The sequence below is a fragment of the Sphingomonas sp. NFR15 genome, from assembly GCF_900103265.1.
GTDB classification, from domain to species: domain Bacteria; phylum Pseudomonadota; class Alphaproteobacteria; order Sphingomonadales; family Sphingomonadaceae; genus Sphingomonas; species Sphingomonas pollutisoli.
The window spans coordinates 1,111,472-1,126,233 of record NZ_FMWX01000001.1 but is presented as its reverse complement, the minus strand read 5'-3'; the positions used below and the strand labels follow the sequence as shown (position 1 = coordinate 1,126,233).

At 68.0% G+C, this 14,762-nt stretch carries 13 protein-coding genes and 1 tRNA gene; 3 read left to right on the top strand and 11 right to left on the bottom strand.

Annotated elements, in window-relative coordinates; genetic code table 11:
* Positions 1-125: 125 nt before the first annotated feature.
* Complete coding sequence (locus BLS81_RS05215) at positions 126-2,072, bottom strand: OPT family oligopeptide transporter (RefSeq protein WP_093221475.1); 1,947 nt, start codon at positions 2,070-2,072, stop codon at positions 126-128.
* A gap of 177 nt (positions 2,073-2,249) precedes the next feature.
* Here BLS81_RS05215 and BLS81_RS05210 point away from each other — a divergent pair, with 177 nt between their 5' ends.
* Positions 2,250-3,080: a diacylglycerol/lipid kinase family protein gene (locus tag BLS81_RS05210; protein WP_093221472.1), complete on the top strand. Its 831-nt coding sequence runs from the start codon at positions 2,250-2,252 to the stop codon at positions 3,078-3,080.
* Positions 3,081-3,093: 13 nt separating this feature from the next.
* Complete coding sequence (locus tag BLS81_RS05205) at positions 3,094-3,861, top strand: metallophosphoesterase family protein (RefSeq protein WP_093221470.1); 768 nt, start codon at positions 3,094-3,096, stop codon at positions 3,859-3,861.
* Positions 3,862-4,064: 203 nt separating this feature from the next.
* Here BLS81_RS05205 and mtnA read toward each other — a convergent pair whose 3' ends face one another.
* From mtnA to BLS81_RS05180, 5 genes are all read right to left on the bottom strand, one after another.
* The gene (gene mtnA, locus BLS81_RS05200; protein ID WP_093221467.1) at positions 4,065-5,096 is read right to left on the bottom strand and encodes an S-methyl-5-thioribose-1-phosphate isomerase; all 1,032 of its coding nucleotides are present in this window, start codon (positions 5,094-5,096) and stop codon (positions 4,065-4,067) included.
* Positions 5,097-5,180: 84 nt separating this feature from the next.
* The gene (gene mtnC / locus BLS81_RS05195; protein ID WP_256326068.1) at positions 5,181-5,828 is read right to left on the bottom strand and encodes an acireductone synthase; all 648 of its coding nucleotides are present in this window, start codon (positions 5,826-5,828) and stop codon (positions 5,181-5,183) included.
* Positions 5,825-6,364 carry a 1,2-dihydroxy-3-keto-5-methylthiopentene dioxygenase gene (locus BLS81_RS05190; protein ID WP_093221462.1) on the bottom strand — a complete coding sequence of 180 codons (540 nt, stop codon included), beginning with the start codon at positions 6,362-6,364 and terminating at the stop codon, positions 5,825-5,827. Before BLS81_RS05190 ends, mtnC begins: the two co-directional genes overlap by 4 nt.
* The gene (locus BLS81_RS05185; RefSeq protein WP_093221459.1) at positions 6,361-6,978 is read right to left on the bottom strand and encodes a methylthioribulose 1-phosphate dehydratase; all 618 of its coding nucleotides are present in this window, start codon (positions 6,976-6,978) and stop codon (positions 6,361-6,363) included. Before BLS81_RS05185 ends, BLS81_RS05190 begins: the two co-directional genes overlap by 4 nt.
* Before the next feature lie 23 nt (positions 6,979-7,001).
* Positions 7,002-7,075: transfer RNA gene (locus BLS81_RS05180), tRNA-Gly, on the bottom strand.
* A gap of 98 nt (positions 7,076-7,173) precedes the next feature.
* On the opposite strand from BLS81_RS05180, the gene BLS81_RS05175 reads away from it, so the two are divergent.
* Positions 7,174-8,469: a methyltransferase family protein gene (locus BLS81_RS05175; protein WP_176787037.1), complete on the top strand. Its 1,296-nt coding sequence runs from the start codon at positions 7,174-7,176 to the stop codon at positions 8,467-8,469.
* 119 nt (positions 8,470-8,588) lie between these two features.
* Here the strand turns inward: BLS81_RS05175 and BLS81_RS05170 are convergent, their stop codons facing one another.
* The 5 genes from BLS81_RS05170 to msrA all read right to left on the bottom strand — a co-directional run bounded on the left by BLS81_RS05170 (position 8,589) and on the right by msrA (position 14,716).
* Complete coding sequence (locus BLS81_RS05170) at positions 8,589-9,962, bottom strand: glutamate--cysteine ligase (protein WP_093221457.1); 1,374 nt, start codon at positions 9,960-9,962, stop codon at positions 8,589-8,591.
* Positions 9,963-10,228: 266 nt separating this feature from the next.
* Positions 10,229-10,969 (bottom strand): 16S rRNA (uracil(1498)-N(3))-methyltransferase, encoded by a 741-nt coding sequence (locus BLS81_RS05165; protein WP_093221454.1) that lies wholly within the window; start codon positions 10,967-10,969, stop codon positions 10,229-10,231.
* Positions 10,969-13,275, bottom strand: coding sequence for a ribonuclease R family protein (locus tag BLS81_RS05160; protein WP_093221452.1), 2,307 nt, complete (start codon positions 13,273-13,275; stop codon positions 10,969-10,971). The genes BLS81_RS05165 and BLS81_RS05160 overlap by 1 nt, the downstream gene beginning before the upstream one ends.
* 18 nt (positions 13,276-13,293) lie before the next feature.
* Positions 13,294-14,031, bottom strand: a complete 738-nt coding sequence (locus BLS81_RS05155; protein ID WP_093221449.1) for a potassium channel family protein — start codon at positions 14,029-14,031, stop codon at positions 13,294-13,296.
* 136 nt (positions 14,032-14,167) lie between these two features.
* Positions 14,168-14,716, bottom strand: a complete 549-nt coding sequence (msrA, locus tag BLS81_RS05150) for a peptide-methionine (S)-S-oxide reductase MsrA (RefSeq protein WP_093221869.1) — start codon at positions 14,714-14,716, stop codon at positions 14,168-14,170.
* Between the last annotated feature and the right edge of the window lie 46 nt (positions 14,717-14,762).

The following is a 14,762-nucleotide window of genomic DNA, read 5'->3' as shown; positions in this document are numbered from 1 at the left end:
TTGGGCGGTTTTGGGTGCAATTCTCGCGCGTCACCGCGCGGATCCTACTTTACGCGAGCTCTGCCCGCGTATGCCTTCAAGGTCTCCGTTGCGCTGTATGCGGAAGGCGCGCGTGATCCTCGCGGTCAGCGCACGACGCTCATCGTCCGCCGGTACAGGGCAGCGGCCAGCACGATGAAGCAGAGTGTCCCCGTCACCAACGCGATCTGGGCGAATCCCGGACCGACCAATGCCATGGGCGCGTCGCTGCCGGTCAGATACACGATGAAGGCGAACGCCACGCCCCACAGGCTCTCGCCGACGATCAGCCCGGTCGCGGTCAGCGTTCCCATCCGCTCGGCGACTTCGGGGTTGTGGCTGCGCCGTGCCCAGCGATCGTAGCAGAAGCCGACCACCGATCCCGCCACGGTGGGCAGGATCACCGACATCGGCAGATAGATGCCGAGCGCGACACCGAGCGGCGGCAGCCGCAGCAGCCTGAGTCGCCCAAGACCCTCGTCGAGCACGATCAGCGCCACGCCGGCGAGCGCGCCATAGCCGAGCATCGTCCAATTGGCGTCGCCCGACAGCACCCCCTTGGCGAGCGCCGAGATCAGCCCCGCCTGCGGCGCCGCCAGCGCATTCGGCCCCGCACCCGGCGCGCCGACGAAGCCGATGCCGGTGTTGAGCACGTTGAGCACTGGCGGGATGATGAGCGCGCCGAACACCACGCCGATCACCAGCGCCACCTGCTGCTTCCACGGTGTCGCGCCGACGAGCTGGCCGGTCTTGAGATCCTGCAAATTGTCGTTCGAGATCGTCGCGACCCCGAACACGATGCCGGTGACGATCAGCGCATAGGCGATCAGCGCGCGCGTGGTGTCTTCGCCGGGATGCTGGCCGAACAGCCCGACCAGCAGCAGCGCCGAGCCGATCGCGGCGAGGATGCCGATCCCCGAGACCGGCGAGTTCGACGCGCCGATCAACCCGGCCATATAGCCGCACACCGCCGCGATCATCAGCCCGGCGACGAGGATGAACACGAGCGCGCCCGCGATCAGCGATACCGCCGATCCCGACAGCGCACCGCCCGCCAGCACGTCCCACAGCAGCCACACGATCGGCAGGAGCGTCAGCAGCGCGGCCGCGCCGACCCACAGGATCGGCAGGTCGCGCTCTTCGAGAGCGAGCGTTTCACCCGCCTGCCGCGCCGCGCTCGCCGCCAGGGCGGAACGGATGCCGCCGAGCACGGGGCCGGCGATGCGCAGCAATGTCCAGATCGCCGAAACGCCGATCACCCCGGCGCCGAAGAAGCGCACCTGCCCCTTGAAGATCGCACCGACCCAATCCGCCACATCGCCCGGCATCGGATGATAGGCGGTCATCACCGGAACCAGCACCACCCAGCCGATGACCAGGCCAAGCGCCATCGCCGCGCCCACCGAGATGCCGACGAGATGCCCGACACCGAGCAGCGCGAACGAGAGACTTCCCGAGATTCCCGTCGCGCCCGCCCCGACGCGGAAGGCGGTGGCGGCGGTGTCGGTGATGATCTTGGTCTGCGTGGCGATCGCGAACCCCGCCGAGGCGAGGCTGTTGAGGACAAGTACCTTCAATCCGGTCGCGCTTTCCTCGCCGCCCTCGCGCGAGCCCGCGCCGACTTCGAGCACCTCGGCGGCGGCGACGCCCTCGGGATAGGGCAGATCGGTATCGACGACGAGCGCACGCCTGAGCGGCACCGAGAACATCACGCCGAGGATGCCGCCGGTCGCGGTGATGAGCGCGGTTTGCACATAGGGGAAACCCTGCCACCAGCCGATCATGACCAGCCCCGGCAGCACGAAGATGATCGCCGATAGCGTACCCGCCGCGCTCGCGATCGTCTGGACGATGTTGTTCTCGAGGATTGACCCACCGGGCAGCAGCCGCAGGATCGCCATCGAGATCACCGCCGCCGGGATCGACGTCGCGAAGGTCAGCCCGACCTTCAGACCGAGATAGACGTTGGCGGCGGTGAAGAAGAGCGTGATGATCCCGCCCAGGATCACACCGCGGATGGTGAGTTCGGCAAGGGGCTTGGCGGTGGTCTGCATGGCGCATCGTTGCATGATCGCGGCGGCCAAGCACAGCCCTTTTTCTGCGCCACCACTCACCCGGAGAGCGGCCGTCGCGAGCACTGTGCTGCTGTTGCCCCTCTCCCAACCCTGTCTCGGAGGGAAGAGGGCTTCCAGAAGAATGCGGCCTTTTCCTCTTCCACGCGTTGGCGCGGCATGAAGAACATCTGGTTCATCACCAACCCCGCGTCCGGCTCCGCCACGGGGGCCAAGGCCGAGGCGCTGCTCGCCGTCTTCGAGGAGCGCGGCCTCGCGCTCGTCGGGCGCACCGCCTTCCCCAAGGACGACCTGCCGAGCGGCGACGCGCTCGACGCCGCCGGCGCGGATACTGTCGTTCTGTTCGCCGGCGACGGCACGATCAACGCCGCCGTCTGCGCGCTCGCCAAATGGGACGGCGCGATCCTGATCCTGCCCGGCGGTACGATGAACCTGCTCGCCAAGGAACTCCACGGCACCGCCGATCCTTCCTCGATCATCCACGCCGCGCACGAGCGGGGCGAGATCGTCTCGCTCCCGTTCGTCGAGGCCGGGCAGCACCGCGCGCTGGTCGGGCTGATCCTCGGCCCGGCGACGAGTTGGGTGCATGCGCGCGAACTGGTGCGATCGGGCAAGCTGCGTGGGCTCATGCGCGCGCTTCGCCACGCGGTGCGGCGCACCTTTTCGCGGGGCATCCGGCTGGAGGGCGTGCCGGGGCTGGAGCATCACGCGCAGGCCGTGTTCGTGCGGCCCGGCAAGGAGCGCCTCGATATCGCCGCGGTCGACGCGCGCGATTTCCGCTCGATCGCCGCGCTCGGCTGGGAGTGGCTGACCGGTGACTGGGTCGCGGCGCGCGCGGTGACTCAGGTGTTCGCGGAACGGTTCCGCATCGGCGGCCGCAAGCCCGTGCTAGCGCTGTTCGACGGCGAACCGGTGATGCTCGATCCCGCCACGCAGATCTGCGGCGGTCGGACGAGCGAGATGTTCATCCGCACGCTGCGCGCGGACTAACAGGGGAATTGCGATGGTCCGACTGTTCCATGTCAGCGATGTCCACTTCGGCCGCGAGGACCGCGCCGCGATCGCGTGGTTCAACGATCTCGTTCACAAGGAGCAGCCCGATGCGGTCGTGATGACCGGTGACCTGACGATCCGCGCGCGCCGCCGCGAGTTCGCCGATGGGCTCGCCTGGCTGCAGGGGCTCGGCGTGCCGGTGACGGTCGAGGTCGGCAACCACGATCTGCCCTATTACAATCTGTTCGAGCGGTTCGCGCGACCCTACAGGCGCTATCGCTCGGTCGAAGATATGATCGAGAAGCCGCTCGAACTGCCCGGCGTTACGATCGTGCCAATGGTGACGACCGCGCGCTTCCAGTGGCGCTTCAACTGGTCGAAAGGCTATGTCGCAAAGCGCGAGCTCGCCAAGGCGGTGGCGCTGGCGCGCGCGGCGCGGCCAGGCACGCGTGTGTTCATCGCCTGCCACCATCCGCTGATCGAACCGCACACGCGCATGTCGGCGCAGACCCACCGCGGCGCCGAAGCGTTGCAGGCGCTCGCGGAAGCAGGCGCGGACGCCGTGTTGACCGGGCACGTCCACGATCCGTTCGACATCGCCCACGACGCCGCCGGCCACCAGATCCGGCTGATCGGCGCGGGCACGCTGTCGGAGCGAACGCGCGAAACGCCGCCCTCGTTCAACGAGATCCGCGTCGGCGCGGAGGGGTTCTCGGTCAAGGTGCGAACGCTCGCGCCCGAGCCAGACGTGAAGCTGCCGGTGGAGCAGGCGGCATAAGGTTTCGCCGCAACCCTCGGCCGCCAATCACATACGTCACCCCAGCGCAAGCTGGGGTCTTTTCCCGTCGGGCAACCGGCTCGACCCCGTCGCCCTCACCCTTCCGTCGCTTCGCTCCTCCCTCCCTCTCCCATTGGGAGAGGGAAGGGGCCCGCGAGCCGAGGGCGAGTGGGAAGGGTGAGGGTGAGGGTGATGCTCGCCCGTCAAATCCGGTCGAGTAAACCTCGCTCCGTTAGATACCCGCTCACCAGCCGCGCCGGAGTCACGTCGAACGCTGGGTTCGCAGCGCTCGAAGCCGTCACCCGAATATTTCCACCTCGACCCGCGACGTGAGTCACCTCGTCGCCGCTGCGCTCCTCGATCGGGATGTCCGCACCGGTCGCGGTGGACGCGTCGAAGGTGGTGTAGGGCAGCGCGACGTAGAACGGCACGGCGTTGTCGTGCGCGGCGAGCGCCTTCAGATAGGTGCCGATCTTGTTGCAGACGTCGCCGTTCGCGGTCACGCGGTCGGTGCCGACGATCACCGCATCGACCTGGCCGCGCATCATCAGATGCCCGCCGGCATTGTCGGCGATGACGGTGTGCGGCACGCCGTGCCCGGCCAGTTCAAACGCGGTGAGCAAAGCGCCCTGGTTGCGCGGGCGGGTTTCATCGACCCAGACATGGACCGGAATGCCCGCATCATGCGCGAGATAGATCGGCGCGGTGGCGGTGCCGTAATCGACCGTCGCGAGCCAGCCGGCGTTGCAATGCGTGAGGATGTTGAGCGGCCGATCCGGGTGCTTGGCGTGCAGATCGCGCAGCAGCGCGAGGCCGTGCTCGCCGATCGCCTTGTTGAGCGCGACATCCTCGTCGCAGATCGCGTCGGCGCGCGCGAACGCGGCTTGCGCCCGCTCGGCCGGCGCGAGCGGGCGCACTGCCGCCGCGACCTGATCGAGCGCCCAGCGCAGGTTGACTGCGGTCGGCCGGGCTTCGGCGAGCAAGGTATAGGCCGCATCCAGCGCTGCGTCCGATCCATCCTCGGCCAGCGCCATCGCCAGGCCATAGGCGGCGGTCGCGCCGATCAGCGGCGCGCCGCGAGTCCACATCTCGCGGATCGCCACCTCGGCATCGCGCGCCGAGCGGAGCTCGACCCACACGATTTCCCACGGCAACCGCCGCTGGTCGAGGATGCGCGCGCCCTTGCCGTCGGCGGTGCGGGCGATCGAGCGTTGGTGGGTGTTTTCGAGGATCATGTCGCTCTGGCTCTCACGTCCGTTCGTCCCGAGCGAAGTCGAGGGACACGCGCAGGTGCCTCGACTTCGCTCGACACGAACGGTTCAGGGTTGGGTCTCGGGTATGAGTATCTCGTCAAACGTCGCGATGTCGCCGCCACCGCCGTCGCGCGCGATCCGCAGCGCCTGCATGCCCGCGTCCCGCGCGGCGGCGATTTCCTCGGGCGTATCGGACAGGAACAGCACGTCGCCCGCCGGCACGCCGATCGCCCCGGCGATCTTGAGGTAGGAGGCTGCCTCGCGCTTCGCCCCCGTCGTCGTATCGAAATGGCCCGAGAACAGCGGCGTCAGGTCGCCCGCGTCGCTATGCCCGAACAGCAGTTTCTGCGCGGCGACCGAGCCGGACGAAAACACGTGGAGCGCCACCCCAGCCGCATGCCAGCGCCGCAACGCCGCCACCGCATCGGCATAAACATGGCCGGTGAACGCACCGCTCGCATAGCCGTCCGCCCAGATCATTCCCTGCACCGTCTTGAGCGGGGTCGCCTTGCGATCCTCGTCGATCCAGCGCAGCAAGGTCGCGATCGGATCGCCGGGCTCGGCGGCCGCGACATCGGCAAGGATCGGCGCGGTCTCCTGCGGGTGCGCGACGACATAGGCCGGCAGATGCGCGCGGGCGTAGGGGAACAGCACGTCCGCCACGAACGACAGGCTCGTCGTCGTCCCCTCGATATCGGTGAGGATCGCCTTCACGCGGCGGCCGGTTCGTGGCGGGGGAAGCGGTCGGCGATGGCATCGCCGGTGAAGCGCGCGATCCATCCGTCGGGATTGCGGAACAGCCGGATCGCGGTGAAGCTGGGGCTCGGCCCCATGTCGAACCAATGCGGCATCCCCGCCGGCACCGAGATCAGATCGCCCTGCGTGCAGAGCATGTTGAACACGCGGCCCGCGGCGTGGAGCGTGAACAGCCCTTCGCCGGCGACGAAGAAGCGCACCTCGTCCTCGCCGTGGGTGTGTTCGGACAGGAATTTTTGCCGCAGCGTGGCGCGTTCGGGGTGATCCGACGTCATCGTGATCGTATCGACCGACAAATAGCCACCCTCTGCCTTGAGCCGCGCGATCTCGGGCGCATAGGCGTCGACGACGTCGGCCGACCCGATCTCGCGCGTCGCCCAGCGTTCGAACCGCACGCCGACTGGCGCGAGTTCGGCGGCGATTTGGTCGCCATCGGTGATATCGATCAGCGCGGTGGCGCCATCGGCTTCGTCGAACACCTGCAAGCGGCTCATGCGCTGAAACTCCTCTCGGCACGCTCGGTCGCGACCATGAACTCGATCGCCTCGATCACGCGCTCCGCCTCCGCCATGTCACGGCCCCAGCCGTAAAGGCCGTGGCCGCGAATAAGATAGGCGGGCGGCGCGCCGGGCGCCAGCAGCGCGGGCGCGATCGCGGCGTCGATCATCGCCATGTCCTGGCTGTTGTCTACGATCGGGAGACGCACCGAGGCGTCATGGGTGGGGTTGCCCGGCAGCGCCTTAAGCATTTCGTGCCCCGTGAAGGTGAAACTATCGCCACGCACGGCCCGGCTCAGCCCCACGCTGTCCGGGCTGTGGCTGTGCAGCACCGCGCCTGCGTCCGGGAACAGCCGGTAGATCGCCAGGTGCAGTGCGGTCTCCGCGGAGGGTTTCTTGCCGTCGAGCGACGCGCCCTCGGCAGAGACCCGCATCACGTCGTCTTCGCCCAACCGGCCCTTGTGCCGTCCCGACACGGTGACGGCGATGCTGCCATCGTCGAGCCGCACCGAGTAATTGCCCGAGGTCGCCGGTGCCCAGCCCTTGCCGTCGAGCCAGCGCCCGACCGCAACGATCTGCCGCCTCGCCTCGGGGAAGGAGATGGCGGTCATAAGATTGGCTCTACCGGAAAGGGTGGAGCGGGTAACGGGAATCGAACCCGTGTATTCAGCTTGGAAGGCTGCTGCACTACCATTGTGCTATACCCGCGTTGTGGCGGGAGATACCGGCAAGCCGCCCCGCGCGCAAGACCAACCGCCTGCGGTTTCCTTCACGCTTGGCTAACCACTCGCGCGCTACGGATTGGTATGCTCCACAATACCGTCCTCGCGCCCGTCACGCGCGCCTCCGACACCCGCCCGCGATCGGCGGTGAGCGGCGGTAGCGGACTCGCGGGACTCGCCGGACTGCTCTCGTGGGTGGCGGTCGCGCGCGCCTATGGCATGGACGGACCCTATTCGGCGCTCATCAACGTGGTCGCGTGCGGGCTGCCGATGGTGCTGTGGTCGCTGCTCGTGGACAAGGTCCACCGCAACCCGTCGACGGGGATCGACTGGTCGACCGCGAAACCGCTGCGCGCCACCTATGAGATCAGCCTGACCAAGCTTGCCGGTCTGTGGCTCACCTGGGCGGGGATCGGCGTGATCTACGGGCTGGAGCGCTTCTACTGGCAGGAAGATTATAGCTTCGCGATGTGGTGCCTCGGCGTCGTCGCGCCGGTTCTGTTCGTCATGTCGATCCCGTATGTGCTGTGGCTCGATCGTCATCTCGTCGAGCCGAGGGATGGCGCCTGGGCGCTCGGTGCGTGGCTGATGGGCCTCGACGAGCAGGTCGACCGTGAGGCGATCTACGGCCATGTGCGCGCCTGGGCGGTGAAGGGCTTCTTTCTCGCCTTCATGCTCGCGATCGTCCCGCCGGGCTTCGGCGACTTCGTTCGCGCCGATACCAGCCTGATCCTCCACGATCCGGTCGCGCTTGCCAATTGGCTCATCACCTTCATGTTCGTGGTCGATGTCGCCTTCGCGACCGTTGGCTATATTCTGACGCTGCGGCCGCTCGATTCGCATATCCGCAGCGCCAATCCGTTCGCGGCGGCGTGGATGGCGGCGCTGATCTGCTATCCGCCGTTCGTGCTGATGGCGGATGGCGGGGTGCTCGATTACCATCCCGGCACGCGCGGTCCCGATGGCTGGACGGTCTGGCTCGCGGGCCATCCGATCCTGCTCGCCGCAACCGGTGCGGTGCTGGTCGGGCTGACCGCGATCTACGCCTGGGCGACGGTGGCGTTCGGCCTGCGCTTCTCCAACCTCACGCATCGCGGCATCCTCACGCACGGGCCGTATCGCTTCTCGCGGCATCCGGCCTATCTGTCGAAGAACCTGTTCTGGTTCATCTCGACGCTGCCGTTCCTGACGACCGGCTCATGGCTGGATTCGGTTCGCGCGACCGGGTTGATGGCGGCGACGGCGGGCGTTTATTATTGGCGCGCCAGGACCGAAGAACGCCATCTCGGCCTAGACCCGGAGTATCGCGCCTATTCGGAATGGATGGCCCGCAACGGCATGGTGCCGCGCTTTTTCGGGTGGGTGACGGGTAAGCGATGAACGGCGCTCATCCCTCCAGTTCGTCCTGAGCCTGTCGAAGGACGCGTGGCGAGCCCAGCGCGTCCCAAACGCACTTCGAGAAGCTCAGTGCGAACGGTCTACGTAGCGGTACGTCAGCGCTAAAACTTCATGTCCTCATACACCCGGCTGACGTCACCGCCCCACGCGCCGTGATATTTCTCCAGCAGCACCTCGGCCGGCACCTTGCCGCTGCGCACGACTTCGCGCAGCGGATCGAGGAAGCCAGTCTCGTTGCTGCCGCCGGCATCGAGCCGCGCCCGCGCCGACAGGCCGCCATGCGCGATGTCGAGCACCGCGCCGGCGATGTCGCGCAGCTTGCGGCCGCCCGCGATCGGCGCGTCGAGGCCGAGCTTGGGCACCGACGCGCGCAGCGTCTCGCGCTCGTCCATCGTCCAGTGCTTGACCACGTCCCACGCCGCATCGAGCGCCGCGTCGTCATAGAGCAGCCCGACCCACAAAGCCGGCAGCGCGCAGATCCGGCTCCACGGGCCACCATCGGCGCCGCGCATTTCGAGGAAGGTCTTGAGCCGCACCTCCGGGAAGGCGGTCGAAAGGTGATCGTTCCAGTCGTCGATCGTCGGCAACTCGCCGGGCAGTACCGACAGCTCGCCCTTGAGAAAGTCGCGGAACGACAGACCCGCCGCGTCGATATAGCGGCCTTCACGGTACACGAAATACATCGGCACATCGAGCGCGTATTCGGCATAACGCTCGTAGCCGAAGCCATCCTCGAACACGAACGGCAGCATGCCGGTGCGCGCCGGGTCGGTGTCCGACCAGATGTGGCTGCGGTACGAAAGCATGCCGTTCGGCTTGCCTTCGGTGAACGGCGAATTGGCGAACAGCGCCGTCGCGAGCGGTTGCAGCGCGAGGCCGACCCGGAACTTCTTCACCATGTCCGCCTCGCTCGCATAGTCGAGGTTGACCTGGATGGTGCAGGTGCGCAGCATCATGTCGAGCCCCATGCTGCCGACGCGCGGCATGTGGCGCAGCATGATTGCATAGCGGCCCTTGGGCATGATCGGCAGCTCGGCGCGGGTCTTGTCGGGCCACATGCCGAGTCCGAGGAAGCCGATGCCGAGCTCGTCGCCGACGGTCTTGACCTGTTCGAGGTGCCGGCCGGTCTCGGCGCAGGTCTGGTGGAGATTGTCGAGCGGCGCGCCTGACAGTTCGAACTGCCCGGCCGGTTCGAGGCTCAGGCTGCCGTCCGCGCCGGTCATCGCGATGACGTTGCCGTTCTCGATCACCGGCTCCCAGCCGAAGCGCTGGAGCCCCATCAGCAGATCGCGGATGCCGCCCGTCTCGTCATAGCTCGGCGCATGATGATCGCGGAGCGCATAGACGAACTTCTCGTGCTCGGTACCGATCCGCCAACGGTCCTTCGGCTTCTCGCCGCGCGCGAAGCTCGCGATCAACTGGTCGCGGTGCTCGATGACCGCATGCTTGGCGGAAGAGGCGGTCTTGGTGCTCATCGCCGCGCCTTAGCGGCGCGATTGCGGAGGCGCTAGAGGGGGTGAAACGAGCGGTACAGAATCCTCTTTGCTCACGATCGTTGCACGGGTTCGCCCTTGTCACCCCAGCTCCACCATCGTCACCCCATCGCAAGCTGGGGTGACGGATATAGCTGTGACGCGCCGACGGCAAAGCCGTCCGTCGGGTTCGGGGCTTCGCGTCGACCCGCCGGCCGGGCGCGGCGATGCGCTGCGCGCAGCGGCGCGTGGACGCGCCTTCGCCGCGACTACCAATCCCCTTTCGCCGCCATCCAAAGACTCACTGCCGCCGCCGCCGCCGTGTCGGCGCGCAGGATGCGCGGGCCGAGCGACACGCCGATCGCCTGCGGCAGCGCGCGGATCGCGTCGCGTTCGGCATCGTCGAAGCCGCCCTCGGGGCCGATCAGGATCGCCGCCGCCGTGCCGCCGTCCCGCATCGCGCCCAGCGCGGGCACGCCGCCGGCTTCGTCGGCGAAGAAGAGGGTGCGATCCTCGGGCCAGTCGCGCAGCAGGCCGCTGAGCTTCACCGGCTCGGCGAGGTTGGGCACGGCGGTGCGGCCGCATTGCTCGGCCGCCTCGACCATATGCGCGCGCAGCCGTTCGAGGTTGAGCCGATCGACCACGGTGCGCCGCGTCAGCGTCGGCATCAGCCGCGCAACGCCGAGTTCGCACGCTTTTTCGACCAGCCAGTCGATCCGGCCCTTCTTGAGCGGCGCCGCGCACAGCCAGAGATCGGGCACATGCTCGCGCTCGCGCAGCCGCTCGGTCACGTCGAGCAGCAGGTCGCGCTTGCCGACCACGCTCGCCACGCCGAGCCACTCGCCCGACACGCCGTCGAACAGCTTGACCGGATCGCCGACCTTGGTCCGCATCACCGAGACGAGATAATGCGCCTGCGCGCCCTCGATACGGATCTGGCCGGGGCCGAGCGGCTGCTCGACGAACAGCCGCGGCGTCGATTGCGGCGGCCAGGCTGGGGTGGCCACCATCAGCGCCGCTTGCCCTGATGGCGGATGTTGGCGGGCCGGCCACGCCGCTTGATGACCCGGTCGCGGCGTGGCTCGGGGGCGGGGCGGCTCTCGCCCTCGACCATTTCGAAGCGCAGCGCGCCCGATACCGGATTCGATTCGGCGAGCCGCAGCCGCAGGCGCATGCCGCTCGCATATTCGGTGCCGCTATCCTCGCCGACCAGCCGGCGGCCGGCTTCGTCGTAGCGGAAATATTCGCGCCCCAGATCGCGCACCGGCATCAGCCCGTCGCCGCCGATCCCCTCGACGGTCGCGAAGAAGCCGAAGCTCGCGACGCCGGTGATGCGCACATCGACGATCTCGCCGATCCGCGTCGCGAGGAACGCGGCGACATAGCGATCGATCGTGTCGCGCTCGGCCTCCATCGCGCGGCGCTCCAGCATCGAGATCGACTGGCCGATCTTCTCCATCGCCGCCGCCTCGCCCTCGGTCAGCCCGCCTGGCCCGAGCTTATAGGCGTCGACCAGCGCGCGGTGGACGATCAGATCGGCATAGCGCCGGATCGGCGAGGTGAAATGCGCATAGCTTCCGAGGGCGAGGCCGAAATGGCCGTGGTTCTCGGGCGTGTAATAGGCCTGCGTCTGCGTGCGCAGCACCTGCTCCATGATCTGCGGGCGGAAATCCACCTCGCCGACCTTGTCGAGGATGTGATTGAACGTCGCCGGGCGGATCACCTGGCCGAGCGCGAATTCGACGCCGAAGGTCTTGAGGTAATCTTTCAGCGCGACGAGCTTCTCGCGGCTGGGCGGCTCGTGGACGCGGTACATCACCGGGGCTTTCTTCGCCTCGAGCGCCTTGGCGGCCGCGACGTTGGCGGCGATCATATAATCCTCGATCAGCATATGCGCGTCGAGCCGCTCGCGCGGCGCGACCGAGAGGATGCGCCCCTTTTCGTCGAGCATCACGCGCCGTTCGGGCAGATCGAGATCGAGCGGCGCGCGTGCGGCACGTGCTTTCGACAGCGCGCGCCAGCAGCCCCACAGCGGCGTGAGGATTGGCAACAAATCCCCCTCCCGCTTGCGGGAGGGGCTAGGGGAGGGCGTGTCCTCATTCGCCTCCGTCTGCGGGGACAGGCCCTCCCCCGACCCCTCCCGCGAAGCGGGAGGGGAGGAAGCGGCGTCGTCGATGATCGCCTGCGCGTCCTCATAGGCGATGTTCGCCGCCACCCGGATCGCCGCCCGCGTGAAGCGCCAGCTTTGCAGCGTGCCGTTTTCGGCGATCCGCAGATGGCAGACCAACGCCGCGCGATCGACGCCTTCCTTCAGCGAGCAGATGTCCGCCGACAATTCCTCGGACAGCATCGGTACGACCCGGTCGGGGAAATAGACGCTGTTGCCGCGCCGCCGCGCATCCTTGTCGAGTGCGCCGCCGGGGCGGACGTAGAAGCTGACGTCGGCGATCGCGACGATCGCCTGCCAGCCGTCGGGGTTGGCGGGGTCGTCGTCCGGCGCGGCCCACACCGCGTCGTCATGATCGCGCGCGTCGGCGGGATCGATTGCGACGATCGGGAGGTGGCGCAGATCTTCGCGCGCCTCACCGAGCGGAAGCCCGGCGACTCGATGCGCTTCCTCGATCGCTTCGGGAGCGAAGGCTGTTGGAATTCCGAGCTTGTGGATCGCGATCATCGAGAAGCTGCGCGGCGCGAAGGGATCGCCGAGGATTTCGGTGACGCGCGCGGTGATGCGGGGCGGGCGCCCGGCCTTCTCCGCCAGCACGAGATCGCCGGGTTGGGCGCCGCCCGCGTCGGACACCTGGAAATCGCGGCGTTCCTTCTTCTCGACGCCTTGCAGCCAGAGCTTGCCGCCTTCCTCGTGGAGCACGCCAAGGATCATCTCCTCGCCACGCGCTAGAGACTTCATTGGATGCGCGATCCAGCCGCTGCCGGCTTCCTCGGTGCGCGCCAGCACGCGGTCCCCCACCGCGAACGTGCCGTGCCTGCGTTCGCGTACGCGCAGGCGGGGGGCGGGGGTCTCTGCCTCCCAGCGCTCGGGCACCGCCCAGACGTTGCCGCCGTCATCGACATCGGCGATGCGCAGCACCGTCACCTTGGGCAGCCCGCCGAGCTTGTGGAAGGCGCGGCCGGGCGCGCTGTCGATCAGGCCTTCGTCGGCCATGTCCTTGAGCAGCGCCTTGAGGCCGATCTTCTCCTGCGCGCTCAGGCCGAAGGCGCGCGCGATCTCGCGCTTGCCCGCCGGCGTGGGCGAGGTGGTGATGAAATCGAGAACCTGTTCGCGCGTGGGCAGGCCGGGTTTGGGACGCTTGGGCATCCGCCAGAGATAGGGAGGTTACACCCCCGCGTCACGCTTTCCCGCCGAATCATCGGCATGGGCGAGGTGCAGCGCGACCAGCCGGGCGAGCAAGGTCGCCGGAAACAGATGCCCGAACACCGATTCGAGATTGACCAGGCTGCGCGCGATCGGGTGCATCGGCACGATATCGCCGAAGCCGGTGGTGGTGATCGTCACTAGGCTGAAATAGGTCAACGCTGCCGTCCGCGCGCCGGCGGGATTGGCGAACTTCAGCCCGTCCGACATGACGAGCGCGCCCGGCGCGCGCGTCTCGATCACGCCATAGGCGATCGCGAACAGTTGCGCGACGTTGAGATAGACCAGCACGGCGCCCTGCAACCGGTGGCTCGTGACGCGGCCGGGGCCGAACACGTGCCGCGCGATCAGCGCCGTCACCAGCCCGTTGAACACGAACGCGGTCAGCGCGATCGATTCGTGCATCGTAACGGCGGCGAGGCCGCGCGATGCGACCGCCTGTTCGCCGATGATCGGCCCGACCGCCAGCCCAGCCAGCGCGGCGAGCAGCAGCCCGCGCGTGACGCGATTGTGCGCGAGCACCGCGACCGAAACGGCGGCGAACACAAGATGTCCGGCATCGAGCACGACATGCCAGCCGGGATGCTGCGCCGAGAGCGGGATCGCGACGAAGAGCGACACTGCCTGCACGATCAGCAAGGCGCTGAGCGCGCGATCGGCGTGCGGGGGCGGCGCGGGCGCGGGTGGTGACGCAGTCATGATCCGCGCTTATCTCCACCGGCGACGAACGTGCGATTAACAAGCGCGTCGCCCCGGCGCAGGCCGGGGCCGTTGTGTTTGGGGGCGAGCGGCTCCCAGATAACGCAGCGGCCCCGGTCTGCGCCGGGGCGACGGGTCAGGCGGTCGCGTCGGCGGCCTTGGAGCGTTTCGCGAAGCTCTTGCGCAGCTTGGCAAGCTTGGGGGGGATCACCGCCAGGCAATAGGGATTGCGCTGGCCTTCACCCTCCCAATACTCCTGATGATAATCCTCGGCCGGATACCATTGCGATGCCGGCTCGATCGTCGTCACGATCGGGCTGGGCCAATCGGCGGCGGCGCGCTCGATCGCGGCCTGCGCTTCCTCGCGCTGGTCGGGCGACAAGGGGAACAGCGCCGAGCGATATTGCGTGCCGACGTCGTTGCCCTGACGGTTGAGCTGCGTCGGATCATGCGTCGCGAAGAAGATGTCGAGCAGATCGGCATAGCGGACCTGATCCGAATCGAAGGTGACGCGGATCGCCTCGGCATGGCCGGTATCGCCGCCGCACACCTGCTTGTAGGTCGGGTTGGGGATCGCGCCGCCGATATAGCCGCTCTCGACCTTTTCGACACCGATCACGTCGGCGAACACCGCCTCGGTACACCAGAAACATCCGCCCGCGAAAATCGCGACTTCGCTCGCCATCATCTGCTCCTTCTTGATGACGATGAAGATAGGGAGCGATTGGCGC

Bases quoted from the DNA above. Each gene is read 5' to 3' on its own strand.
- BLS81_RS05215 (WP_093221475.1), bottom strand. From the start codon at position 2,072: ATGCAGACCACCGCCAAGCCCCTTGCCGAACTCACCATCCGCGGTGTG.
- BLS81_RS05210 (WP_093221472.1), top strand. From the start codon at position 2,250: ATGAAGAACATCTGGTTCATCACCAACCCCGCGTCCGGCTCCGCCACG.
- BLS81_RS05205 (WP_093221470.1), top strand. From the start codon at position 3,094: ATGGTCCGACTGTTCCATGTCAGCGATGTCCACTTCGGCCGCGAGGAC.
- mtnA (WP_093221467.1), bottom strand. From the start codon at position 5,096: ATGATCCTCGAAAACACCCACCAACGCTCGATCGCCCGCACCGCCGAC.
- BLS81_RS05190 (WP_093221462.1), bottom strand. From the start codon at position 6,364: ATGAGCCGCTTGCAGGTGTTCGACGAAGCCGATGGCGCCACCGCGCTG.
- BLS81_RS05185 (WP_093221459.1), bottom strand. From the start codon at position 6,978: ATGACCGCCATCTCCTTCCCCGAGGCGAGGCGGCAGATCGTTGCGGTC.
- BLS81_RS05175 (WP_176787037.1), top strand. From the start codon at position 7,174: ATGCTCCACAATACCGTCCTCGCGCCCGTCACGCGCGCCTCCGACACC.
- BLS81_RS05170 (WP_093221457.1), bottom strand. From the start codon at position 9,962: ATGAGCACCAAGACCGCCTCTTCCGCCAAGCATGCGGTCATCGAGCAC.
- BLS81_RS05165 (WP_093221454.1), bottom strand. From the start codon at position 10,969: ATGGTGGCCACCCCAGCCTGGCCGCCGCAATCGACGCCGCGGCTGTTC.
- BLS81_RS05160 (WP_093221452.1), bottom strand. From the start codon at position 13,275: ATGCCCAAGCGTCCCAAACCCGGCCTGCCCACGCGCGAACAGGTTCTC.
- BLS81_RS05155 (WP_093221449.1), bottom strand. From the start codon at position 14,031: ATGACTGCGTCACCACCCGCGCCCGCGCCGCCCCCGCACGCCGATCGC.
- msrA (WP_093221869.1), bottom strand. From the start codon at position 14,716: ATGGCGAGCGAAGTCGCGATTTTCGCGGGCGGATGTTTCTGGTGTACC.